Consider the following 24,979-nt stretch of genomic DNA (forward strand, 5'->3'; position numbering starts at 1 on the left):
ATATATCACATATCAAATAGTAGATATACAATATCAGTAAAAATTACTAATAAGTTTAAACATAGAACATAAAATTACTGAGCACAAAGTTTTAAGCAGCTAAAAATTATCTTAACTTCAGTCAGGAGCTGATTATTTTGAAAATAACTAAACTGGAATTATTTAAAATTCCACCCCGCTGGCTTTTCCTTAAAATCTCAACTGACCAGGGGATTTCAGGCTGGGGAGAGCCAGTTGTTGAAGGAAAGGCTGATACAGTTAGGGCGGCAGTCAAAGAAATGGAAGACTATCTTATCGGTAGAAATCCTTTAGAGATTGAAGATATCTGGCAGACATTATATCGAGGTGCATTTTACAGAGGTGGCCCGGTTTTGATGAGTTCTATTGCAGGTATTGACCAGGCGCTCTGGGATATCAAGGGTAAGTTTCTTGAACAGCCGGTCTATGAACTCCTGGGAGGTAAGGTCAGAGATAAGGTGAGAGTTTATTCCTGGATCGGTGGAGACCGACCGGATAATGTTGCTCAGGCAGCTCAGCAAAAGCAAGATGCCGGTTTTACAGCAGTAAAAATGAATGGAACTGAGGAATTACATTACATAGATAGTTACACAAAAGTGGATCAGGCAGTTGCCCGGGTGGCAGCGATTAGAGATCAGCTCGGCCCTGATTTTGGGATAGCAGTTGATTTTCACGGCCGGGTTCATAAAGGAATGGCGCGCATCCTCTTTAAGGAACTGGAGCCGTTTCGGCTGATGTTTATCGAAGAGCCGGTGCTTTCCGAAAATATTGAAGCCCTCGCCACAATGGATACTTTTGGCATTCCAATTGCTCTTGGTGAGAGGTTATTCAGCCGCTGGGATTACAAAAAAGTATTTGAATTAAATAAAGTTGATATCATCCAGCCCGACTTGTCACATGCTGGAGGAATTTCCGAGGTTAGAAAAATTGCTGCCATGGCAGAAGCCTATGATACTGCAGTTGCACCTCATTCTCCGCTGGGACCAGTTAACCTGGCTGCAAGTTTACAGATTGATGCTGTTTGTCCAAATGTATTTATTCAGGAGCAGAGTCTGGGAATCCACTACAATCAGGGTAATGATCTGCTCGATTATCTTAAAAATAAAGAAGTTTTTAAATATAAAGCTGGCTATGCCGAAATCCCATCCCAACCGGGACTTGGAATCGAAATTAACGAAGAGCTGGTTCGAGAAAGAGCCAGAGACTCACATAACTGGAAGAATCCAGTCTGGCGGAATCAGGACGGCACAGTCGCTGAATGGTAAAAGCTGAGTTAGCTTATTATTTCTCTAAATCATAATTAGGAGAGAAAAAGATGAATAACATCAAATCAGAAATTGTCAGCCCGGGTAAATACCTGGCGCAGGAGGAAATTGAAGACTATTTAAATAAACTGGCTGCAGAGATAAAAGCTGCTGGAGTGGAAAGTTTGCTTTTGATTCCACCTGATTACAGCCGCAAGTCTTCAGCTCTGGGGCCTCTAACCGAGACCCTCTATTTTAAACTGGCTGATCAGATAGCAGAGATAAAAGTTTTACCTGCCTCTGGAACTCACGACCCAATGGACCGTGAATCTTTAAAGGCAATGTTTGGCGAAATTCCAGCTGCTGCCTTTCTGGCTCACAACTGGCGAACTGAAACAATTAAAGTTGGCGAGATTCCAGCAGCAAAGATGAAAGAATTTTCCGAGGGAGAATTAACTGAGGCAATTCCTTTAGAAATAAACAAACACTTATTTGACGACAAATTTGATCTGATAATTTCCATCGGCCAGGTTATTCCGCATGAGGTAGTGGGGATGGCAAATTACACTAAAAATATAGTGGTCGGCTGTGGCGGTAATCAGATTATTAATAAATCACACTTTTTGGGAGCACTGGCAGGAATGGAAAAAATAATGGGTAAGGATCACTCACCTGTTAGAAAGTTATATGATTACTGCCAGCGTCAATTTCTCGATCAGCTGCCGCTCCTTTATTTGATGACTGTTAATTCTCCGATCAGCGACCAGAAAACAGGCTTAACAGAAATCAAGGGAATATTTACAGGCAGCAGCAGAAAAAGCTTCGAAAAAGCAGTAGCTTTAAGCCAGCAGGAAAATATTATAAAGGTAGAAAAACCGCTGCAAAAAGTGGTGGTTTACTTAAAAGAAGATAAATTTAAAAGCACCTGGATTGGTGGCAAGGCAATTTATAGAACCAGAATGGCAGTTGCTGATGGAGGAGAGCTGATCATTATTGCTCCTGGGATTCACAAATTCGGTGAGGACCAGGAGATAGACAGACTGCTCCGCAAGTATGGCTACCGCGGCACAGAAATAACTCTGGATTATCTGCATAAAAATAAAGACCTACAGGAAAACCTTTCTGCGGCCGCTCATTTGATCCACGGTTCTTCGGAAGGAAGATTTACGATTTCCCTGGCTTCGCCCAAACTAAGCCAGCAGGAAATAGAAAATATAAATTTTAATTATTTAGATTATCAGCAAACTATTGAAAAATATAAAATAGATGAGTTAGAAAATGGTTTTAATCATGTTAATGGAGAAGAGATCTTTTATATCAATAATCCGGCAACAGGGTTGTGGATATATCAAGATAAATAAGTAAAAAAGGAGCAAGTTTATAATCCTATAAGCCCTTATAAAAATAAAATGATGGAGGTGGTGCGAAAATAAGGGAGTTAAATTTTGAATAATGAAGATCACAGTTTAATAAAATTAGCATTTTGGAATCAATTAGAATTAAAAATTATTAAAAAATAACAACAAACTATTTAGGGGGAAATTATCTTGAGAAAAAAATTAATGTTTAGTTTATCACTTGCTCTTTTATTAGTCTTAACCTTTACTGCCAGTTCATTTGCCCAGGAATACACAATTAACGCTGGTATCGGTCTTAATGACAAGTCAGCCCAGTATAAGTCACTGGAATACTTTAAAAAGTTAGTTGAAGAAAGAAGTAACGGCGAAATTAAAGTTAATCTTTATCACTCCAGTCAGCTTGGTGACGATAGAGAAATGATGGAAGCACTGCAGATGGGTACTCAGCAGATGACCTGTCCATCTACTGCTCCAATTGCTCCTTTTGTAAATGGTTTTAAAGTATTTGACCTGCCTTTCTTATTCCCAACTCACGAAGCGGCAGATTATGTGCTTGACGGACCAGTTGGTCAGGATCTGTTAAAGCAGTTAGAAGATGAAGGTATTGTCGGCTTAGCTTACTGGGAAAATGGATACCGTCAGTTAACAAATAGTGTAAGACCTGTTGAATCTCCTGAAGATGTTGAGGGTTTAAAAGTTAGAACTATGGAAAATCCTATGCACTTAGCTGCCTGGGAAGAAATGGGAGCTAACCCTACACCTATGGCATTTGGTGAATTATTCTCAGCTATGCAGCAGGGTGTTGTAGACGGTCAGGAAAACCCATGGGGTACAATTTACTTACAGAACTTCTATGAAGTTCAGGACTATACAACAGACACAGGTCACGTATATTCTCCATTTGTTTTAATGATTTCCAAGCAGTTCTATGACAAGCTGCCTACAGATTTACAACAGGTAGTTAAAGTTGCAGCTATAGAAGCAAAGCACCACAACAGAAGAACTAATAGAGCTATGAATGCTGAATACTTAGAAGAGTTAAAAGATGTTATGGAAGTAACTATTCTAACTCCTGAGCAGAAAGCAGAATTCCAGGAAGCAGTTCAGCCTGTATATGATCAGTTTAAAGAAGAAATTGGTGCAGATTTAGTAGAATCTGTACAGCAGCAGGTTAAGGAATTTCAGGCTCAGCAGTAATTAAGAGGACTGAAATTCAACAGAATATATAAATAAGAGGGGAAAAATCCCCTCTTATTTAATATAAACTTTGGGGGGAAGAAGATATGAAGGATAGTAAACTTTTTAAGATATTTTTTGGTTTTTATAAATTTATTCTGATTGCTTTAACTATTACAATGTTTGTAATAGTAGGATCCAATGTTTTCAGCCGTTTTGTTTTAAATAACTCTCTGGGCTGGGCAGATGAACTGGCTCGATTTGTTTTTATCTGGATTTCTTTTTTGGGTGCTGTACTGGCTTATGGTACCAATGATCATGTAGGCTTAAATTTTGTGATTGCCAAAATTCCGTCTGCAAAAGCACAAAATCTCGTGAGTATTATTTCCGATATTTTTATTATGTCAGTTTTAGCTATTATAACATATTATGGTTATATTGTTGCTACTTCAGCAACCAATGTTTCACCGGCCTTATATATTCCAATGACTCTTGTTTATTCTGTAGTTCCAGTCAGTGGACTGCTGATGATGGTCATTAACTTATTTAAAATAAAAAAACATATAAATTTATTTAGAGAAGATAAAAAAGAAAAATTCGAAGTAATTGACGAAAGTGGGGGTGCTCAATAATGCTCTGGTTATTTTTAGGAACTTTATTTTTATTTGTGCTGACTGGGATTCCAGTTGTTTTTGCACTGGGATTATCAAATATCGCAATCATGAGTGCGATGGATTTACAGTTTATGGTTCTACCAGCTAAGATGATTTCCGGGATGAACAGTTTTCCACTTTTAGCTATACCATTTTTTATGTTTGTGGGGGAGATAATGAATCACGGTGGTATTGCTAAGAGGCTGGTAAACTTTGCTGATGCAATAGTTGGTCATATTACAGGTGGTCTGGGTCATGTAAATATCCTGGCCAGTATGTTTTTTGGTGGAATCTCGGGCTCTGCAATTGCTGATACAGCAGCCATTGGCGGGCTTTTAATTCCTCCGATGATTGAGCAGGATTACCCGGCAGATTATTCGGCAGCTATCACAGCTTCTTCAGCTGTAATTGGAATTATTATTCCACCAAGTATTCCTTTTATTCTTTACGGTATAATAACTAATACCTCCATTGCTCAGTTATTTATGGCCGGAATTATTCCTGGAATAATTGTTGGTCTATCTTTAATGGCCACAACCTATTTTACAACCAAAAAACACGATTATGGTCATATTGTAGATTCAGAACAGGTTGCAGAATTCACTTTAAAAAGACTCTGGGATACTTTTAAGGAAGCAGCTCTTGCTTTAACTATTCCCTTTTTAGTAGTAGGTGGAATTTTAGGTGGAGTATTTACAGCAACTGAAGCCGGAGCCGTAGCAGCCTTTGTGGCACTTCTGCTGGCTTTATTTGTTTACAAAGAGGTTACAGTTAAAGATCTGCCTGATATTTTACTGGCCACAGCCAAAACAACAGCAATCGTTCTTTTCTTATGTGGAATGGCTATGGTTACTGCCTGGCTTTTAACTGTTGCTCGAGTTCCCTTTAATCTGGCAACAATGCTGACAAATCTGACTGACTCTACACTCGGAATTTTATTAATCACAAATGTTTTACTATTTTTAGTTGGTTTTGTAATGGACTTAACTCCTGCAATGTTAATTTTAGCCCCAATTTTACTGCCGGTAATGGAACAGGTTGGTATTGATCCGGTCTATTTTGGAGTTATTATGTCAATCAACCTAGGAATTGGACTGATTACTCCACCCGTAGGAACAGTTTTATATGTTGCCACTGGAGTTGCTAATATCACGCTGGAGGACCTGGTTAAATCAATACTGCCCTTCTTATTTACGCTGCTGGCAGTGCTGGGATTACTAATTGCTTTTCCCCAGCTGGTAATGTTTATTCCTAATTTAATGCGCTAAAAATTAATTTATGCTGAAATATTTAAAAGGAGTTGGTTTGATTGCTAAGAAGTCAGGAAATTAGAAAACAGGGACCAGAAATTGATGCTCTGCGGATGGGAATGGACTGGAAGGCAGAAGACTTAGATAAGATGCAGATTGTAATTGCCAATACATATGGTAATGGCCACCCGGGAAGTTTTCATCTTGATAAATACGTAAATATCTTAAAAGAAGAATTAAAATTAAATGAAGTAATGGGAAGTAGAATGACGACTTCAGATATCTGTGATGGTATAGCTCAGGGCCATGATGGGATGAATTATTCCCTTGTTTCCAGAGAAATGATCGCCAATATGGTTGAGATTCAGGCGATGGCAGCACCTTATGATGGAATTGCCTTATTTTCCAGCTGTGATAAATCGGTGCCTGCTCATCTGATGTCAATCATGCGCCTTGATTTACCGGCTGTGCACATTCCGGGTGGCTCGATGGCTCCGGGGCCTGACGGCTTAACCCTGGAAATGATCGGTACCTATTCTGCCGAACTGCAGCGGGGTGAGATTACAGAAGAGGAATTTAAACAGTATCAGTACTCTGCCTGCCCAAGCTGTGGTGCCTGTCAGTTTATGGGTACAGCTTCCACAATGCAGCTGATGGCAGAAGCTCTGGGGCTTGCACTTCCCGGGGCAGCTTTAGTTCCTTCTACCAGCCCTGCTTTAGAAGCGATGACAAAAGAGTCAGGCCATTATCTAATTGAACTGGTTAAAAAAGGTTTAAAACCCTCAGATATTATTACCCGCAAGTCATTCGAAAATGCGATAATGATCCATGCAGCTATCGGCGGCTCGACCAATGCCCTGCTCCACCTGCCGGCTATCGCCCATGAGTATGGTATCGAAATTGAGCTGGATGAATTTGATGAAATTCACCGCCGAGTACCCTTTATCGCCAATGTTAAAACAAGCGGTCAGTATCCGACCCATTATTTCTGGTATGCAGGTGGACTGCCGGCAGTAATGAAGGAACTTAAAGATTATCTGCATTTAGATCAGCTGACAGTAACCGGAAAAACTCTGGCTGAGAATCTTGCAGAACTTGAAAAATTTGATAGTTATCTAAAATATATGGAAAGTGAAGCTCCTGCCAACCTGCCGGATGATGTGATTTATCCTGCTGCTGTCCCTCTAAATCAAGAAGGCTCGGTGGCAATTCTAAAAGGTAATCTGGCCCCGATGGGTGCGGTTGTTAAACATTCAGCAGTTGAGCCAGAAATGCACGAGTTTGTCGGTCGGGTAAAGGCTTTTGATACAGAAGAAGAGGCCTTAGAGGCTGTTTTATCTGGAGAAATTGTCTCCGGTGATGCAGTAATCATCCGTTATGAAGGACCAAAGGGAAGCGGAATGCCCGAAATGTTTTACACCAGTGAGGCCATAGCTTCAGATGAAGTTTTAAATACTTCGACAGCTTTAATTACAGATGGCCGCTACTCCGGTGCCACCCGCGGGCCGGCAATTGGGCATGTTTCACCCGAAGCAGTTGATGGTGGTCCAATAGCACTGGTTGAAGATGGAGATCTTTTAGAAATCAATATTCCGGAGCGGAAGTTAAATGTAATCGGTATAGCCGGCGAAGAAAAAACTGAGGAAGAAATAGATGAAATCCTGGCTGCCAGAAGAGAAAAGTGGCAGCAGCCTGAGCCTAAATTTAACCGGGGTACTTTAGGCTTATATGTCCGCCATGCTGTACCGGCTGCAAAAGGAGCTTATATCGGTCTGGAATAATTCATAGCTAGCTTAAAAATAAATTATTAAATTTAAAGGCAATAATTTTAAAAATGAGGTGAAAAATATGGCTAACAAAGTTCACTTAGACCCCCAGACTGCTTATCTGCAGGCTGCACCGGCTCAGTATATCAACGAAAAAGGTATTTTAAAGAAGGCCGGAGCCTATGTCAGTGAATGGGGAGAAAGAGTTTTAATCAGTGGTGGTGTGCGAGCACTTAAAGCTGCAGAAAATGAACTAACTGAGTCTTTAGATGAATACGGAATTTACTGGGAGAAAAATGTTTTTAAAGGTGAAGTTTCCCAGTCAAATATGGAGATTATAAAAGAAAAAGCAGAGAAGATGAATGCCGATCTGATCATTGGGGTCGGGGGAGGAAAGGCAATCGATACTGCCAAAGCAGCTGCCGAAGATCTGCGCCTCCCGGTGGCAGCAGTGCCGACAATTGCAGCTACCTGTGCTGCTGGTTCAGCCTTTGCCGTGATTTATACAGAGGACGGCCAGTTTGAGCGGGATTATTTTATGACTCAAAACCCCCGCCTGGTAATGGTTGACCCTGAGATTATAGCGGAAGCACCGGCCAAATATCTAAAATCTGGTATTTTAGACTCTCTTGCCAAGTGGTATGAGGGTAAGGCTGTAGCCAGTGGAATAGAAGATCCCAGTCTGGAAACAGTAGTCGCTATGAATCTGGCAGAAATTTTATATAATAAGATGCGGACTGAGGCGATTACAGCTGTTGAGCAGTGTGAAAATAATGAACTGGGTCCAGAGCTAAAAGAAGTTATTGATTTAAATATTTATCTGACTACAATTATTCAGAGCCTGGGCCAGAATACCTCCCGGGGAGCAGCAGCCCACGGTATTCACAATGGCATGACCGCAATTCCCGAATCACATGAACTTTTACATGGTTTAAAAGTTGGTTATGGAATTATTGTCCAGCTCTATTTAGAAGAAAAATCGCAGGAATATATAGATGATGTAATTGACTTCTTTAGTCAGCTGGGGTTGGTTCCCTCATTTAAAGGTCTGGGACTGCCCTTTACTGAAGAAAATCTTGAAAAAACAGCGGCCAAATCGGTTAACGATACAGTAATGCTAAAAATGCCGATTAAAGTTACAGAAGAGATGATTATTAAGGCTATGAAGAAGGTAGAGGCAGAAGTCAATTAGTTTAAATTAAAAGTTAATAAAATTTCTCCCTCCGAGGAATTTAAAAAAAGCCAGTCCCCTAAGTGTAGGGGCTGGCTTTGCTTTTTTAAGGTATAATAAATCCTGCAGCTGCAAAATGAGTATCTAAACTTAGAGCGTATTTAAGCTCAAGTCCATTCATAACTGCAAAAGAAGTAGCATCAACATAACTGAATTTCTGATCTTGATAGTCTTTAAGTATTTTTAGAGCTTCTTTTTCAAATTTTTCTTCAACAAAGACTTTTTTGATCATCATTGATTTGTTAATTAGCTCAATAAATTTAAAAGGTGGCTCATTGTTTTTGATTCTATATCTAAGCAGAGTAAAAGTTTCTCCAAGCACCTGATTGGAAATGATTAAGGTATTATTATTTTCTAAAAGAGCCTGATAAATTTCTTTTATCTTTGCATGCTCCTGCTCTTTTTTATTTAAGAGAGCAAACCAGGCACTGGTGTCCACGAAAACAGACTTATTTTTAAGTTCTAAAAATGGATTTGATTTATTCATCAGCAATCGTCTTTTCGCCATATAAATATTGATCATGATTTCTCGCAATATCACTATTACTAAGCTCTTCATCGATTAAACCTATCAGTTCATAGGCGGAATCTTTTTCTAAGGGCAGCTTTTCTTTTAAAATTTTGTTGACACCCTCTCGAACCAGAGATGCTTTGGAAACACCCAGCTTTTCAGAAATTATTCCCAGCTTTTCATTTGCCTCCTGATCAATATAAAACTGAAGTCTTTCTTTTTTTTTACTCATATTTATCACCTCTAATAAAAATATACATATACATCTATCTACTTATAATTATACATCTAAATCTAAACAATTACAAGCAAAAGAAAAATCGCCCCTGAGGGCGATTAAGTTAAACTAAAATATTTAATTATCCGTCATACTTATAAAAAGATTGAAATATCTTATCCAGCCCATATTTTTCCGGTGAAAAAATATATTCAGTGTTGCCGAGGAAAAAGTAGCCTCCCGGATTTAAAACTGAGGTGAATTTCTTAATCAGCTGGTCTTTCATATCCTTAGTCAGGTAGATAAAAAAGTTGCGGCTTAAAATTAAATCCCAGTCATTTTTAAAACGGGCGTTGATTAAATCTGTCTGCTCAAAATTAACCAGCCGCTTAATTTCCGAGCTTAAGGCATAAGTTTTGCCGTCACTGCTTTCCTTAAAATATTTGTCTAAAATTTTATCTGAGACATTTTTTAAGGAATTTTCTTTGTATTCTGCTTTGCGAGCAGTATCTAAAATTGTATGGTCTAAATCTGTAGCATAGATTTTAAATTTAGTTGGACTGACTCCCATTTCTTTTAAAATAATGGCCAGTGTATAGGGCTCTGAGCCGTTAGAGCAGGGAGCACTCCAGATATTAACCTTTTTCTTATCCTCAAATAATTTTGGAAAAACTTCTGTCTTTAAAAACTCAAAATTCTCCGGGTTGCGGAAAAATTCCGAGGTGTTGATCGTAAAGTGGTTTAAATAGGCCTCTTTAAACTCACCGTCATTTTTAATCAAATCAAGGCACTGATCAAAATCTTCCACCTGATATCTGCGCATCAGACTCTTAGTTCTTCTCTCTACTCGATCCAGCTTGTAGCCGTCCAGATCAATATTTAAAATTTCCTTTGCCTGGTCCTTAAATTCTGTAAAATTGATCCCCATTAATATTTATCCCTCCACAATTTCTGTGATTCTGCTGCCAATTTCATCTATTCTCTTGATTTCATGATAGGCGTCAGCCTTTGCTGCAGCTGAAGGCATACCATAAACCAGTGCAGTCTCTTTAGACTCTATTATACCATATCCACCATTATTTACAATCGCCGACATTCCTTCAGCCCCATCGTGACCCATTCCGGTCAGAATAACTCCTAAGAGCCTCTCACCACTGAAGTGATCGGCAAGACTCTTCATCATATAGTCAACACAGGGGCGAACACCGTGCAGTCTTTCTTTCTGATTCAGCCGCACCCGGCCCTGCTCGTCAATTTCTAAATGGTAATCTCCCGGGGCTAAAAGTCCGTGGCCTGGCTGGAGACGGTCACCTTCTGCAGCTTCCTTAATTTCAAGTCCGGAGATATTGTTTAATCTCTCGGCTAAGGTCTCTGTAAAACCGGCCGGCATATGCTGAACAATCACAAAAGCGGCAGCAGAGTTTTCGCCAATATCAGCAAAAAGTTTATTTAAAGCCCGCGGTCCGCCGGAAGATGAGCCTACCGCCACAATTGGAAAGTCGCTGCTTTTTTTAATAGACTTTTTGCGGTGCTTTCTATTTTTAAGCCTACCATTTGAATCAGCAGCTGCCTTTAACTTACGCAGCAGTTCTTCTTTGATCGAGTCAATATTTAAAGAAATCGAACCTGAAGGTTTGGGGATGAAGTCAAAAGCTCCCAGTTCCAGGGCCCTAAATACTGTTTCGCGGTTATCAAGGGCACTGACCATAATTACCGGAATCTCAGGGTATTTGTCTTTAACAATCTCTAAAGTTTCAAGCCCATTCAGTTTCGGCATCTCAACATCAAGCATCAAAAGGTCCACATCTATTTTTTTCAATTTACGGAGGGCATCCTGGCCGTTATAAGCGGTTGCTGCAACTTTTAGCTCTGCGTCTTTTTCAATAGTATCTGAAAATATTTTCCGCATAAAAGCAGAATCATCACAGATTAAAACTTTAAGCATTATTTTAACCTCCTTTTAGTCTCTGTCTCTAAATAATATATTCTTTGTCTGCCTTAAAAAACCTCTTTAAAATATCTGATAATCCCGGGTTAAATTATCGAAGTCTGCTGAATTTGTCAAAAAATGTCCTAAAAACTCTGGAGCCTTAAATGACTCTGTGTTATAATATAGATAACAGAAATTTTGAAATAATACTTAATTTTAAGTTTTTAGAAAATATCTGATAGGGAGTGAATTAAATGGATCTCATAAATTGTAAGGAATGCGGCAAATTATTTTCTTCCAGCGGCCAGAAAGTATGTCCTGACTGCCGCCAGAGTGAAGAAGAGAAGTTTCAGCTGGTTAAGGAATATCTCTGGGAAAATCCTAATTCAACTGTCAAAAAAGTTTCTGAGAAGACAGGTGTCGAAGAAGAGCTGATTATCAAGTTTATGCGCGAGGATAGGCTTGCTTCCGAGGGGCTGGTTGTAGATTACAGCCTCAAATGTAAGCGCTGTGGAACTGAAATTAAATCTGGATTGTTCTGTAAGAGCTGCCGGACAAAAATGATCAGCGACTTTAATCAGGGTGATGAGCCGGAGGAAGAGCGGAAAAGCAAAAGTGAAAAGATGTTTTTAAAGGATCGCTTTAAAAGAAATTAATAGAATACCTATTCTGTAAACAGGAATTTAAAGCATCAGGCTGAAAAAAAGCTAAAAAATGAAGCTTAATTTTCAGTCTGATTATTTTTTGTTAAACAATTTTCGAAATAATCTTTTAATTTAATTAGGATATGATATAATAATAAGTGGAGTCGAGTTTTTTCATTTAATTCGAATTCGATTTAGTGAAATTTTAAAAATCAGAAAATTCGCTCAGTGGGGGTGGTATCAGGATAGTCGTAAATTGAGATTTTATTTTAACATTTGTTAAAGTCTGAATAAAAAAATAAGGAGGACAAAAAATGTTATTGAAAAAAAGTGCTTTGTTGAGTGTAATGGTAATGGTGGCTTTGCTTTTTGTCTTCAGTTTTTCAGCAATGGCTCAGGATGAGGAAGTAGAAATTTTCAGCTGGTGGACCGGTGGTGGAGAAGAAGAGGGGCTCAATGCTTTGATTGATGTTTTTAATGAAAATTATCCCAACATTGAAGTCATTAATGCTACAGTTGCTGGAGGTGCAGGTGCCAATGCAAAAGCTGTACTAAAGACCAGAATGGTAGGAGGAAACCCTCCAGATTCATTCCAGGTTCACGGTGGAGCAGAATTAATTAATACTTATGTTGAAACTGGTATGATGGAGCCGATTACCGGACTGCTGGAAGAATGGGGAGTTAAAGACAAATTTAATCAGCAGATACTTGAGATGACAAGTTATGAGGGAGAAATTTATGCTGTACCGCTTGATGTCCATCGCGGTAATGTAATGTTCTCCAACAAGCAGGTACTTGAAGAATATAATATTGAACCTCCAACTGATATGGAAAGCTTTTTGACAGTATTAGAAGACTTATCTAAAACTGATGTTATACCACTTGCTCTTGGAGATACCAATAAATGGACAGCAACTCATATCTTTGAGACGATTCTGGTAGCCAAACTTGGTGCTGAAGGTTATAATGGACTCTGGAATGGAGAAACTGCTGCTGATGATCCCAGAATTAAAGAGGCAATGGTTTACTTTGATAAATTAATGCAGTATGTTAACGAAGATCACTCTGCTCTTACCTGGCAGGATGCCACTCAGCTGGTTCAAAATGGAGAAGCTGCCTTTAATATTATGGGTGACTGGGCAGAAGGATATTTAAAGACATTAGGCTGGAGACCTGGTAAAGAATTTGGCTGGCAGGCAGTTCCCGGTACAGAAGGCACATTTATGGTAGTTACTGATACCTTTGGCCTGCCTAAAGGTGCACCACATCCAGAAAACGCTAAAAAATGGTTAAAAACTGTTGCTTCTCTGGAAGGACAGGATACCTTTAATCCTATTAAGGGTTCAATTCCTGCCCGTTTGGATGCAGATAAGAGTAAATATGATGCTTATCTAACAGATTCCATGAATGATTTTGCAGAAAATACTCTTACTCCTTCTATTGCTCATGGTTCTGCAGCTCCAGAGGGCTTTATCACTGCTCTTAATGATAACATTAATGGTTTAGTTACTACTGGAGATGTTGAGGGTTCTTTTGAAGAATTCCAAAAAGATATGGCAGAATATGTAAGATAAAGGAAACCTGGTAAAGCAAAAAATTTAGTGGTTAATCAACCAGGATTTGCAAAAATACCTCCCCTCCTTAAGCAATTGAGGAGGGGAAGATTTTTATGGAGTGATATAATATGAAAAGAAAACATAAAGAGTCTCTAACTTCACTAGCTCTTTTATCACCTTCCCTGATTACTCTGGCTATTTTTGTCTATGGGTTTATTGGGCGCAGTATTCGAATATCATTATTGGACTGGGATACTTTTAGAAAATTTATCATGAAAGCAGAAGATTATGTGGGTTTAGAAAATTATATTAGTCTTTTTCAGGAAGAAAGATTCCAGACTGATCTCTGGAATACACTCTATTTTACTCTCTTTTTTATTCTTGGCTGTCTGGTAATCGGTATTTTATTATCTGTACTTTTAAATAATAAACCAAAAGGGAACTACTTTTTTCAAAATCTTTTTCTGTTTCCAATGGCGATTTCTTTTGTTGTGACTGGTACTGTCTGGCGCTGGATCTTTTCTCCAGGCCGTCTACCTAATGACCCTCGTGGAATAAATCTTCTTTTCGAGCGGTTGGGTCTTGAGAGTTTACAGTGGGGATGGTTTACCAGTACCTTCAGCTTCCTAAATTTTAATGTGGCCCTGATTGCTGTAATTGTTGCAGCTGTCTGGCAGTTTTCTGGTTATACAATGGCCATGTGGCTGGCTGGTCTGCGCGGTATTGATCAGCAGCTGATTGAGGCAGCAAGAATTGATGGTGCCAGTAAGTGGCAGGTTTTTACTCAAATACTATTTCCGATCCAGAAGCCGATTACACTTTCGGCTATTATCATTCTGGCTCATGTATCCCTTAAAGCCTTTGCTTTAATCTATTCGATGACAGGTAGTGGTCCAAATAATGTAACAGATATACCTGCAATCTATATGTTTGAAGCAACTTTTAGATCCAATCGTTATTCAACCGGTTCGGCTATTGCAATTGTATTATTAGCTATGGTAGGAGTGCTCATAATACCTTATCTGGTTAACAGCTTTAAGGAGGATGGCCAATGAATAAAAAAACAACAAAAGAGAAGGTTCTTACTTATCTGACTCTAATATTATTTGCTGTATTTTTTCTGGTGCCGATGTATGTGCTTTTATCTACCAGTTTAAAAAGTTTTTCAAATGTTTCGATTAAAACAATGTGGCAGCTTCCTGTTGACTATTCTTTTGGTGGTTTTTTGCAGGCTGCTAAAGAACTGGCTCCCAATGTTATAAACAGTTTCTATCTTGTGATTCCTGCTACTCTTATTTCCGCCATGCTGGGATCTTTAAATGGTTATGTTTTATCTCACTGGAAGTTTAAGGGCTCTGATATACTTTTTGCTTTAATTTTATTTGGAATGTTTATCCCCTACCAGAGTGTTTTATTTCCACTGGTGCTTTTTATGCAGTCTATCGGGCTTTACGGCTCAATTCCTGGTTTGATTTTAGTCCATGTTGTTTACGGACTGCCGATTACAACCCTGATGTTTAGAAATTATTACAAAGATGTACCGGATGCACTGACAGAGGCAGCAAAGGTTGATGGAGCAAATATTTTCAGTATTTATCGCCACATCTTTTTTCCTATTTCTATTCCTTCTTTTGTTGTTGTTTTCATCTGGCAGTTTACAAATATCTGGAACGAATTTCTCTTTGCTGTAACATTGACTAAGACTCAGAGTCAGCCGATTACAGTAGCTTTAGTTAATCTTGCTGGAAGCCAGGTTGTAGAGTGGAATGTACAGATGGCGGCTGCTTTACTGACTGCTCTGCCCACACTTTTAGTTTACATTTTCTTTGGCAAATACTTTATTAAAGGTATGCTGGCTGGATCTGTTAAGGGTTAAATTATAGTTTTAAAATATAAGAATGAAAATTAAAGTAGAAAAATTAAATAGAAAAATTAGATATACTCAGTCTTAATTCAGGCTGAGTTTTATCTTTATAGACTCTGCTGATCTTGAACAGCTCAAATTCTGTTTATTTTAAAAGGGATTACATCTTTTTTCGAGAAAGAAATATTATAGAGAAATAGCTTAAAATAAATTGTATAAAAAGCTGTTTTTGGATTATTTAAATTTTAGAGGAGTGATTTGCTAATGAAAAAAATTAAATGGGGGATTTTAGGTTGTGCCAATATAGCACGTAAGGCAGTTATTCCGGGAATTCTGGGAGCAGATAATTCAGAATTACATGCTGTTGCCAGCCGGAGTAAGGAAAAAGCAGCTGATTTTGCGGAAGAATTTGGGGCTGCAGTTTATTATGATGATTACGATAAGTTGCTGGCAGACGAAGAAATTGAGGCGGTTTATATTCCACTGCCAAATGGTTTACACAAAGAGTGGACCATCAAGGCAGCAGAAGCAGGTAAGCATATTTTATGTGAAAAACCACTTTCCGGCAAGAGTAAAAAAGAAGCAGAAGAGATGTTTACAGCGGCTGAGAACAACGGGGTTAAACTGATGGAAGCCTTTATGTACCGCTTTCAGCCCTTTGTGATTAAGCTTAAGGAAATGGTTGACGATGGTGTTATTGGTGAGATTAAGGAGATCAAAAGTAATTTTGCTTTTGATATTAGTGACCGCACCGGTGATATCCGCCTCAGTCCGGAGCTGGATGGAGGAGCCTTAAATGATATCGGCTGCTATACAGTTAATGTTTCTCGCTATTTGATGAACGGCATGCCGAGCAAAGTTGCCAACTTCTTTCAAAAAGAAACGGCTGAGGGAGTTGACTTAAGCGGTAGTGCCACTCTCTATTTTGAAGGTGGAGCATTTGCCAGCCTCTATTACAGCCTTAATTCCTATAACGAGCAGGACCTCGAAGTTGTTGGAACTGAAGGCATAATTAGAATTCCCGGCTTTTTCTCCTGGCTGGAGGATAATTATTTTCTGCTGGACAAAAATGGTGAGGTAGAGAGAATACCGGTTGAAACTGGAGAACAGTACCGGCTGGAAGTGGAAGCCTTTGCCAGAGCTCTGCTCTATGAGGAAGAGGTACCGCTGAAGATAGAAGAGGAAACATATGCCAATCTTGAGGTCATGGATGCCATGCGCAGATCGGCTGCAGAAGATGTGATTGTTAAGCTTTAGTATAGTTTTTCACATAAATTTCTTCAGATAACTGGATTTTTTGGCTGAAATCAAATACAATAATAACAATAAGATTTTTAAGCTCATTAAAACTAATTTGCTAACTAAAAGAATTTGATTTTTACAGTCATTACTGACAGGAGGTTGAATTGTGGAGATAGGAAAAGTTAATCAGCTAATAGAAAAGTTACTGGTATATGGAGAGGTCAATGATCTGCTGGGTGACTGGGATCGAGTGGCAGCCCGCAATCAGATCAGAGATATTTTGGAAATTAAGGAGAGCCCGGAGCCGGCTTTAACTGAAGATGATTTTGAAGTTCCGGCTGAGCCGCAGGTTTTACTGGATCCTCTGCTTGATTTTGCAGTTGAAAAGGGACTGATTGAGGATCGAGTTACAGAAAGAGATCTTCTGGATACCAGAATCATGGGAGCAATGACACCCCGCCAGTCTGAGATTGGACGCCGCTTTTATGAGACCGCCGAAAAAGAAGGAATCAAAAGGGCGACCAATGAGTATTATCATTTTGCTAAAGCCAGCAATTATATTCGTCAGGCCAGGATTGCCAGAGATTTAAACTGGAAGGCCGAAAGTGACTACGGTCAGATTGAGATTACTATTAATTTATCCAAACCGGAAAAGGATCCGGATGAGATTGCAAAAGCCAAGGAAGAGCCGCAGAGCAATTATCCGAAGTGCTATCTCTGTCTGGAGAATGTTGGTTATCCTGGAACTTTCAGTCATCCAGCCCGTCAGAATCACCGGGTTGTACCTTTAAAACTGCAGAATGAAGACTGGTTTTTACAGTATTCTCCTTATGTTTACTACAATGAACACTGTATAGTTTTCCATAAAGAACATATTCCAATGCAGATCGATAAAAATACTTTTGCCGTGCTGCTGGACTTTATCGACCAGCTGCCTCACTATTTTATCGGCTCCAATGCCGATCTGCCGCTGGTTGGTGGTTCAATCTTAAACCATGACCACTACCAGGGAGGCCGTCATATCTTCCCGATGGAAGAGGCAGAGGCGGAAGAATTTTATCAGCATCCAACCTTTCCCGAGGTTGAAATCAGCCGGGTTAAGTGGCCGATGTCAGTGATCCGCCTCAAAGCTGAAGTGAGAGAAGATATTATCAATCTGGCCGCCAAAATTTTAGAAAACTGGCGTCAGTATTCTGACCCGGATCTTGATATTCTAGCTTTTTCTCAGGTTGGAGGCAAACAGAAGGCCCACAACACAATTACTCCTATTGCCCGTAAAAAGGATGGAGTCTATGAGCTGGATCTGGTGCTCAGAAATAACCGGAAGAGTGAAGAATATCCAGCCGGAATTTTTCATCCCCATGCAGATTTACACCACATTAAAAAGGAAAATATCGGCCTGATCGAGGTTATGGGAAGAGCTATTCTGCCCGGCCGTCTGAAGAAAGAGCTGAACTGGATTTCAAGTTATCTAAGTGGTGATCTGGAGCTGGAAGAGCTAAAAGCAAAGGAAGGTCTGGAAAAACACTTAGACTGGATTGCGGAGCTGAAAAAGGAGTATGGAATCAATTTAAGTGAAGAAGAAGCCGAGAAAGTTGTAGAAGTCGAGGTTGCTAATAAATTCAGCCGGGTGCTTGAGGACGCCGGTGTTTATAAGAATAATTCAATAGGATATAAGGGCTTTGAGCGGTTCCTGGAGAGTGTGGGAATTGAGCCTTCAGAGCTATAATCTAAGAAGGAAGTGTTAGAGTATGAGTAAATTTAATTTAAATGCAATTGATTCTTACAGTTATGAACCCTTAAGAAAACAGGTCTATAAGGTGCTGAGAGAGGCAATCTTAAAGGGGGAGCTGATGATCGGAGAAAAAATCACTGAGATGGAGATTGCCGAAGAGCTCAGTGTCAGCAGAACTCCGGTTAGAGAGGCCTTTAGGATGCTCGAGCAGGAGGAATTGATTAATATTATTCCCCAGCAGGGAGTTTTTGTGGCCGGAATTGAGACAAAAAAGGAAATCGACGATATTTTTCAGCTCAGAACTGAGCTGGAGGGGCTGGCTGCTTATCTGGCCGCTCAGAATATTGACGAAAAACAGAAAGAGCTTCTAAAGGAATATACCCAGGAGCTCGAAGACTGCATTGAGCATAATGACCAGCGGGGCTGTATCCGGGTTGATGTCGCTTTTCACCGGATAATTAAGGAAGCCTCCAATAATAAGTGGCTGGAGAAGTTTCTGGACACACTTTTTGAACAGGCCACCCGCTTTCGGCGCAGCAGCTTTTCCCGCCAGGGCAGGATGCAGGAGTTTTTAGCCGAGCATAAAGAGCTGGCCGAAGCAATTGCCAGCGGAGATGCCGATCGAGCCCGACGGTGTGCCGAAGATCATATTCGGGCCGCCTGGCAGAGCATAATTACGGTTTTTGAAAAAGAGAATAGGTAGCAAAGAAATTTATGGCTGTAGAGAGATATCTCTACAGTCTTTTTATATATGTATCAAAAAATACAATATTTAGAGTCATACTATCAAATCAACTATGGAGGTATATACTAGTAAATGAAGAAAAAGTTCAAACTAATTGTTTTATTTGTATTAGTGTTAAGTGTAGTGACCGGCTGTTCAAATGGAAGCGATATTGCAGGTGATGCAGGAATAACCGACACCGGCAGCAGCAGTAATGTTATTGTCAGCACAGAGGGGTCAGGAGAGGTAACCAAAGATGAACAGGATCAGACTACTACTAAATTAATGGCTGCTGCAGACGAGGGTCACGATTTTTCCCACTGGGAAGGAGATTTAAGCGGCACCAATAATCCGGAATATATAGATAATACAAGTCGCAAAGAGGTAACAGCGGTTTTTGTTGCAGAAGACGAGAGTAACACTGGGGAAACAGATGAAAATGGAGTCTTCAAGCTGATTAATTCCTGGGGTGAAGGCTGGGGTGCCTTTAAAGACGGTTCCCACTATATTAGTTATGAGGCCGCCATTGCCAATAATCTTGATTTATACTTAATTGAACCCCGGGACCAGTATCAGCCGGAAGCGCTGGCTGTATTTGAAATCGAGGCAGCTTCCAGAGAGGATGTAGAAATAAGCTTTGAGACAGCTGAAGGTGAGAAAAAACTTTATCCAACTGATGCTCCTTATGACTACGACGGCAGCATGAATTATATAGAGGCAAATTATAAGGCTGGAGATTCAGCTTTCCCTGGCAACAATCTTGTTCTGGACATCTCAAGTCTGCTGCCGATAAGTGGCGAAATAACTTTCACAATTAATAATTCAGGCACAAGTGATATCTTTTTAAAGAACTGGGAGATAGAAGAGTACTCAGATTATCCCGCAAATCCGGATAATACCTACAGCTCCAATCTGAGCTCAGAGAAAATTGGAGCCGGTAATTCGAAAAGTTTCACGATGAATGTGACGGTTGAAAGCAGTGTTTCGGCTCAGGCTTTGAGCAGCTCCGGGTTGGATAGATATGTCAGGGATTATACTGAGGCCGACTGGAGGAGCAGAAGGGAGAAAAACATCAGGGCTCAGAGTAACAGCAGCAATTCGGCTGCTGATTTTGGCAGAGGCTTAAAGGAACTTTCTGCTGCAGAGATGAAAGATGCTCTGGAAAGCGGAATAGTTAAAACTCTTGACAGTACAGAATTGGGAGATGGTGAAATCAAGGTTGCCGGGGAAGCTAATCTTGACCACTCTGCTTCTCAGCATTTTCCTCCGGTAGGTAATCAGGGGACTGAGGGCTCCTGTGCTTCCTGGAGTACAGTTTATTATATGCTTGGCTTTTATCAGGCTCGAGATCAGGGCTGGGATCTAAGTGCTGATTCTGTAAGTGGTGTAGATCAGAGCCAGCTGATGAGTCCCGATTTCATTTACCAGCTGGTTAATGATGGTCAGGATGGAGGTAGTTATTATACTGATAATTTGATGATGCTTGCCAACCTTGGTGCTGCCAGCTGGGAGGAGATGCCGGCTGATGACAGCGAATACTTAAGCTGGGGAAGTGAAGCCGCCTGGAGAACTGCTGCCGCTCACCGGGTTGACTATCCAATTTATTATCTGCAGATTAATAATTATACAGATATTGAGGCGGTTAAAGATCTTCTGGATCAGGGCTATTTACTTTCAGCCGCCATTGACAGTACTCAGTATAATGATAGCGGTATCTGGACAGTCGATAATTACAGTGACCCCTATTTAGACCATGCGAATACTGTGGTTGGTTATGATGACGGCTACCAGAGCAGTGTCGAAGAGATTTCAATCAAATAGAGAGCAGAGGTGACTATAATTGAAGAACTTATTTAATAACCTGACTTTAAAACTTATACTCCTGACAGTAATTCTCATTTTACTTAGTGGAATTAGCTCTGCTGCGAGTCTGAGAGAATTAAGTGTAGAAGAGGTCATAGAGATCAAGTTATATGAAAACCCGAGCACCGGCTACCGCTGGCATCTGAATGAATCAAATGCTGAAAATTTGCAGCTTTTGAAAGAGGAATATGAACCACTAACTCCTAATTCAGAAGCTGAGGATTCAGAAAGTGAAAAATCTGAAGCCGAAAATTCCCGCCAGCTTGTTGGGCGGGGAGGAATAAAAAGCTGGACTTTCCGCGGTCTGGAGGCCGGCTATCAGCTATTAACTTTTGAGCTTGCCAGAAGTTGTGGTGAGGCGAAAAAGACGGTTAAGTATCTGGTATTGGTGAGAGATTAGATATTTTTAGATAAAATCTGCTGTCAAATTTATGATGGCAGATTTTTTAATTTTTGTTTAAAAATAATTATGTGCTATAATAAAGTTATGGAAATCCCTTTGAAGGAGGCAGCCTAATGAAGAAAATTCCAATTGGTATCGATGATTTTAAAGAATTAAGAGAAAAAGATGCTTATTTTGTAGATAAATCATTATTAATTTCAGAGTTGCTGGAATCAATAACAAAAGTAACTTTGATTACTCGGCCCAGACGTTTTGGTAAGAGCTTGAATTTTTCCATGCTAAAATACTTTCTGCAGAACCCAAAAAATAGCGACTATTGTCAGGCTGAAATCAGTAAATGTTTTAATGGTCTTCGGATTATGGACAATACTGAGATTAGAGATGAGTATTTCTGTAAGTACCCAGTTATTGAACTTTCATTTAAAAAAGTTAAAGCCTCTAACTGGGATTTTGCAGCGGCTGCTTTTAAAGAGGAAATTGCTTCCGAATATTTAAGACACAGTTATTTACTGCAGAGTGATCTGTTAATGGATTTTCAAAAAGAAGAATTTAGTAAAATTATGACCAAAAAAGCAGATATTTTTGATTTTACTTCAGCAATTAGAAATTTAAGCAGTTATTTAAAAAAGTATTATCAACAAAAAGTAATAGTTTTAATTGATGAATATGATACTCCCTTACATTATGCAAAACTAAATGATTATTATACAGAAATGCTTGATATAATGAGAGCTTTTATGGTTGATACTATGAAGGATAATCCAGAGCTAGAGAAGGCTTTAATTACTGGGATTATGAAGATTTCACAGGAAAGTATGTTTAGTGGTTTTAATAATGCGATTACAGCAGATTTAAGTGATAGCCTGGCAAAGGATAAGTTTGGCTTTACAGAAACTGAAGTTAGAGAACTGCTAAACTATTATTCTTTAGAGTCTCAAGAAAATACGGTAAGAGAATGGTATAATGGCTACCTTTTTGGCAGAGACACAATAATCTATAATCCCTGGAGTATGCTCAACTTTTTAGCAGATTCTAATCATCAACCACAAAGTTACTGGATAAATAGTGGAGATAATTCTCTGCTCAGGCGCTGTTTTAAGCTTGATCAGTTAAAAAGTAAAAGTTATTTGGAAACTTTACTTAAGGATGATTTTTTAACTGAAAAACTGGAAAAAAATATTATTTACGAAGACATTTTTAATAATGTTGATAAGGCACTAAGTTTTTTGCTTCACTCAGGGTATTTAAAAGCAGAGCTTAAAGATTCTAAAGATAATTATTATAATTTTAGTATTCCAAATAAAGAGATAAAAGAAATTTATAAAAATATATTAGACAATTGGTTTGCTCAGGAAAATAAAAGTGCAGCCTTAATTCAGAATTTAATTAAATCACTACTGGCAGAGGATTTTGAGTCTTTTGAAGTGCTTCTAGAAGACTTATTAATGGCTAATATTAGTTATTATGACAGTTCTTCAGTTTTGAAAATTTCGAGCAGGGGAGAGGAAAGAGAAAAACAAGAAAATTTCTTCCATGGTTTAATGCTGGGACTGATGCTTTATCTGGATGATAATTATTATATTTTAAGCAACCAGGAGTTTGGTCAGGGGCGGCCTGATCTTGTTATAATGCCGGAAGATAAAGACAGCAAGGCTTATGTTCTGGAATTTAAAAATGAGTACAGTAATTCTAAAGTTAGTGTTCAAAAAGCTGCAGCTGAGGCTCTAAAGCAGATTAAAGAGAAGGAATATCCAGCAGGGATAAAAAAAACAGGTGTAAAAAGAATTGTCGAGATTGGACTTGGATTTAAAGGTAAAAAATGTTCAGTTAGATATTAAATCAGGAGTTTATATTGGTTATAGATTATCAAAATTATACGGCATAAAAAAACTGCTTCCCCTTAATAGGAAACAGTTTTTGAAATTCTAATTCATATACAAAATATTAACTTATTGAATCACTTTTAGCTTTTCCCAAACTCTTTCCTGATCTCTGCCAGTGGAACTGGATGGCTGTAGTAATACCCCTGAATAATATCACAGCCGGCTTCTTTAAGCTGTTCAGCCTGCTCCTTACTTTCCACTCCTTCTGCAACTACCTTTAGATTCAGGTTGTGGGCCAGGGTGATAATTGTGTTGACTATGGCCCGGTTGTTGAGGTTATTTAAAAAGTCATCAATAAAGGATTTATCTATTTTTAAAGTATTGATTGCAAATTCCTTAATGTAATTTAAAGAAGAATAGCCGGTACCAAAATTATCAATGGCCGTTTTAACCCCCAGCTGGTTCAGCTGTTCCAAGAGCTCAATTGTATAATCAATATTTTCTACAGTTGTTCTTTCAGTAATTTCTAATTCCAGATTCTGCGGCTTGAGACCGGTTCTATTGAGCACATTTTCTACAGTGTTGATAAAATTCTTATCAATAAACTGCTCCGGACTGACATTGACCGAAAGATAATAATCGCTTTTTAAGTGATCATTGAGCTCTTTAATTTCGCGGCAGGCTTTTTCTAAAACCCAGTTTCCGATTTCTATGATAAAACCATTCTCTTCTGCCAGAGGAATAAAAACTCCGGGTGGAATTAAACCTTTTTCTGGATGCTGCCACCTGATTAGAGTTTCAAAACCGACCACTTTTTCGCTTTCACCGTCATTAAAGCTCTGATAGTGCAGGATGAATTCTTCATTTTTAAGTGCAGCTGCCAGCTGATTTGAAAGTCGAGCTGCAAGTTTCTTTAAAATTTGATCCCCTGCATCATGGCCAAAACTGTCATTAATGACCTTAAAATCATCGATTCCAACCGCACAGAGATATAATTTTTCTCCTTCCAGCTCTCAGTCCCCGGTATTGTCTGATAAAAGGCATGTTTTTCTTTTTCATTTTCTCTAAAGGTTAAATTTCCCTGTTCCTTATGTATTATATTTTTTATAAAATTATATTCATAATCAAAAAAGCTGCTGTAATTATAAAAAAGGTGGCTGTTTAAATTTTTTTGATCTGGATGAGCAACTATATTGCCCTGGCCGTTAATTAAAAATGAATAGATTCCTTCTTTATTACTGGTATATCTATTGATATAGCTTGATAAGTCCTTAATTTCGATGGTGGCACCGAGCAAAGAAAGATTCTCAGCTGCTATTGGTGAAGCAATAACAATGATTGGCTTGTCAGTAGATTTAGAAATCACCGGTTCTGAGATCACAGTTTTACCATTTAAAACCTGGTTGAAGTAATTGCGATCACTGATATTACCTGCAGCTCTCTCAATGGTGGTGCTGTAATCTCCATTCTGGTCGGCAATAAAGAAGAAAAAATAATTATTTTCTCTTTTCTGCAGTTCTCCGTCCAGATAATTTAATTTTTCCTGCCAGCTGCCGTACTGAACCACCTGTGTGTTGGCATAAATTTCTAAATCAGACTTCTTTTCTTCAAACCAGTTGGCTGTTAGTTCTGATTTCTGTGCTACATTGTTGATTTCATTTTCAAAAATTATATCTTCCAGAATCCAGTTAAAACTGTTGGTGATTGCTATAATGACAGTTAAATTTTGGTCACTATAATATATTTCGGGATATCTATTGAAATTCCTGTT

General features: G+C 39.0%; 23 protein-coding genes. 17 read left to right on the top strand and 6 right to left on the bottom strand.

From position 1 onward, the window contains the following. The first annotated feature begins 137 nt into the window (after window positions 1-137). The 7 genes from dgoD to CI949_RS00465 all read left to right on the top strand — a co-directional run bounded on the left by dgoD (window position 138) and on the right by CI949_RS00465 (window position 8,657). A complete protein-coding gene (gene dgoD, locus CI949_RS00435; RefSeq protein WP_290761958.1) occupies window positions 138-1,283 on the top strand; it encodes a galactonate dehydratase in 1,146 nt (381 codons plus the stop codon). Window positions 1,284-1,333: 50 nt separating this feature from the next. Next, window positions 1,334-2,623 (top strand): lactate racemase domain-containing protein, encoded by a 1,290-nt coding sequence (locus CI949_RS00440; protein ID WP_290761960.1) that lies wholly within the window; start codon window positions 1,334-1,336, stop codon window positions 2,621-2,623. 186 nt (window positions 2,624-2,809) lie between these two features. Further along, the gene (locus tag CI949_RS00445) at window positions 2,810-3,817 is read left to right on the top strand and encodes a TRAP transporter substrate-binding protein (RefSeq protein WP_290761962.1); all 1,008 of its coding nucleotides are present in this window, start codon (window positions 2,810-2,812) and stop codon (window positions 3,815-3,817) included. Between the two features lie 86 nt (window positions 3,818-3,903). Further along, on the top strand, window positions 3,904-4,428 hold the full coding sequence (locus tag CI949_RS00450; protein WP_290761965.1) for a TRAP transporter small permease: 525 nt from the start codon (window positions 3,904-3,906) through the stop codon (window positions 4,426-4,428). After that, window positions 4,428-5,717, top strand: coding sequence for a TRAP transporter large permease (locus CI949_RS00455; RefSeq protein ID WP_290761967.1), 1,290 nt, complete (start codon window positions 4,428-4,430; stop codon window positions 5,715-5,717). The genes CI949_RS00450 and CI949_RS00455 overlap by 1 nt, the downstream gene beginning before the upstream one ends. A 41-nt stretch (window positions 5,718-5,758) precedes the next feature. Further along, window positions 5,759-7,480, top strand: a complete 1,722-nt coding sequence (gene ilvD / locus CI949_RS00460) for a dihydroxy-acid dehydratase (protein ID WP_290761970.1) — start codon at window positions 5,759-5,761, stop codon at window positions 7,478-7,480. A gap of 67 nt (window positions 7,481-7,547) precedes the next feature. Beyond that, window positions 7,548-8,657, top strand: a complete 1,110-nt coding sequence (locus tag CI949_RS00465) for an iron-containing alcohol dehydrogenase family protein (RefSeq protein WP_290761973.1) — start codon at window positions 7,548-7,550, stop codon at window positions 8,655-8,657. A gap of 85 nt (window positions 8,658-8,742) precedes the next feature. On the opposite strand, the gene CI949_RS00470 is transcribed toward CI949_RS00465, so the two are convergent. The 4 genes from CI949_RS00470 to CI949_RS00485 form a co-directional block, all read right to left on the bottom strand. After that, window positions 8,743-9,183, bottom strand: coding sequence for a type II toxin-antitoxin system VapC family toxin (locus CI949_RS00470; RefSeq protein ID WP_290761976.1), 441 nt, complete (start codon window positions 9,181-9,183; stop codon window positions 8,743-8,745). Further along, a complete protein-coding gene (locus CI949_RS00475; protein WP_290761979.1) occupies window positions 9,176-9,439 on the bottom strand; it encodes a ribbon-helix-helix domain-containing protein in 264 nt (87 codons plus the stop codon). Before CI949_RS00475 ends, CI949_RS00470 begins: the two co-directional genes overlap by 8 nt. Window positions 9,440-9,566: 127 nt before the next feature. After that, a complete protein-coding gene (locus tag CI949_RS00480) occupies window positions 9,567-10,352 on the bottom strand; it encodes a protein-glutamate O-methyltransferase CheR (protein WP_290761982.1) in 786 nt (261 codons plus the stop codon). A 6-nt stretch (window positions 10,353-10,358) separates the two neighbouring features. Further along, entirely contained in the window at window positions 10,359-11,369 is a 1,011-nt protein-coding gene (locus CI949_RS00485; RefSeq protein WP_290761985.1) for a chemotaxis response regulator protein-glutamate methylesterase, read from the bottom strand. A 239-nt stretch (window positions 11,370-11,608) separates the two neighbouring features. Here CI949_RS00485 and CI949_RS00490 point away from each other — a divergent pair, with 239 nt between their 5' ends. The 10 genes from CI949_RS00490 (at window position 11,609) to CI949_RS00535 (ending at window position 23,223) form a co-directional block, all read left to right on the top strand. Beyond that, window positions 11,609-12,010: a flagellar protein gene (locus tag CI949_RS00490; protein WP_290761988.1), complete on the top strand. Its 402-nt coding sequence runs from the start codon at window positions 11,609-11,611 to the stop codon at window positions 12,008-12,010. A 302-nt stretch (window positions 12,011-12,312) separates the two neighbouring features. After that, entirely contained in the window at window positions 12,313-13,572 is a 1,260-nt protein-coding gene (locus CI949_RS00495) for an ABC transporter substrate-binding protein (protein ID WP_290761991.1), read from the top strand. A 110-nt stretch (window positions 13,573-13,682) separates the two neighbouring features. After that, window positions 13,683-14,609, top strand: coding sequence for a carbohydrate ABC transporter permease (locus CI949_RS00500; RefSeq protein WP_290761994.1), 927 nt, complete (start codon window positions 13,683-13,685; stop codon window positions 14,607-14,609). Next, window positions 14,606-15,430, top strand: a complete 825-nt coding sequence (locus CI949_RS00505; RefSeq protein ID WP_290761997.1) for a carbohydrate ABC transporter permease — start codon at window positions 14,606-14,608, stop codon at window positions 15,428-15,430. Before CI949_RS00500 ends, CI949_RS00505 begins: the two co-directional genes overlap by 4 nt. A 252-nt stretch (window positions 15,431-15,682) precedes the next feature. Beyond that, window positions 15,683-16,675: a Gfo/Idh/MocA family protein gene (locus CI949_RS00510; RefSeq protein ID WP_290762000.1), complete on the top strand. Its 993-nt coding sequence runs from the start codon at window positions 15,683-15,685 to the stop codon at window positions 16,673-16,675. A gap of 151 nt (window positions 16,676-16,826) precedes the next feature. Beyond that, window positions 16,827-18,389 carry a UDP-glucose--hexose-1-phosphate uridylyltransferase gene (locus CI949_RS00515; protein ID WP_290762003.1) on the top strand — a complete coding sequence of 521 codons (1,563 nt, stop codon included), beginning with the start codon at window positions 16,827-16,829 and terminating at the stop codon, window positions 18,387-18,389. A gap of 22 nt (window positions 18,390-18,411) precedes the next feature. Continuing rightward, a complete protein-coding gene (locus CI949_RS00520) occupies window positions 18,412-19,098 on the top strand; it encodes a GntR family transcriptional regulator (RefSeq protein WP_290762006.1) in 687 nt (228 codons plus the stop codon). Between the two features lie 114 nt (window positions 19,099-19,212). Then, entirely contained in the window at window positions 19,213-20,940 is a 1,728-nt protein-coding gene (locus CI949_RS00525; protein WP_290762009.1) for an InlB B-repeat-containing protein, read from the top strand. A 19-nt stretch (window positions 20,941-20,959) separates the two neighbouring features. After that, complete coding sequence (locus CI949_RS00530; RefSeq protein WP_290762012.1) at window positions 20,960-21,382, top strand: protease inhibitor I42 family protein; 423 nt, start codon at window positions 20,960-20,962, stop codon at window positions 21,380-21,382. 116 nt (window positions 21,383-21,498) lie between these two features. Further along, the gene (locus CI949_RS00535) at window positions 21,499-23,223 is read left to right on the top strand and encodes an AAA family ATPase (RefSeq protein ID WP_290762015.1); all 1,725 of its coding nucleotides are present in this window, start codon (window positions 21,499-21,501) and stop codon (window positions 23,221-23,223) included. Window positions 23,224-23,348: 125 nt separating this feature from the next. On the opposite strand, the gene CI949_RS00540 is transcribed toward CI949_RS00535, so the two are convergent. Together CI949_RS00540 and CI949_RS00545 are read right to left on the bottom strand one after the other, a co-directional pair. Beyond that, the gene (locus CI949_RS00540; protein WP_365941417.1) at window positions 23,349-24,218 is read right to left on the bottom strand and encodes a GGDEF domain-containing phosphodiesterase; all 870 of its coding nucleotides are present in this window, start codon (window positions 24,216-24,218) and stop codon (window positions 23,349-23,351) included. After that, window positions 24,122-24,952 (bottom strand): cache domain-containing protein, encoded by an 831-nt coding sequence (locus CI949_RS00545; protein ID WP_365941418.1) that lies wholly within the window; start codon window positions 24,950-24,952, stop codon window positions 24,122-24,124. The genes CI949_RS00540 and CI949_RS00545 overlap by 97 nt, the downstream gene beginning before the upstream one ends. Window positions 24,953-24,979: the final 27 nt, after the last annotated feature.

The organism is Halanaerobium sp. (assembly GCF_003070835.1).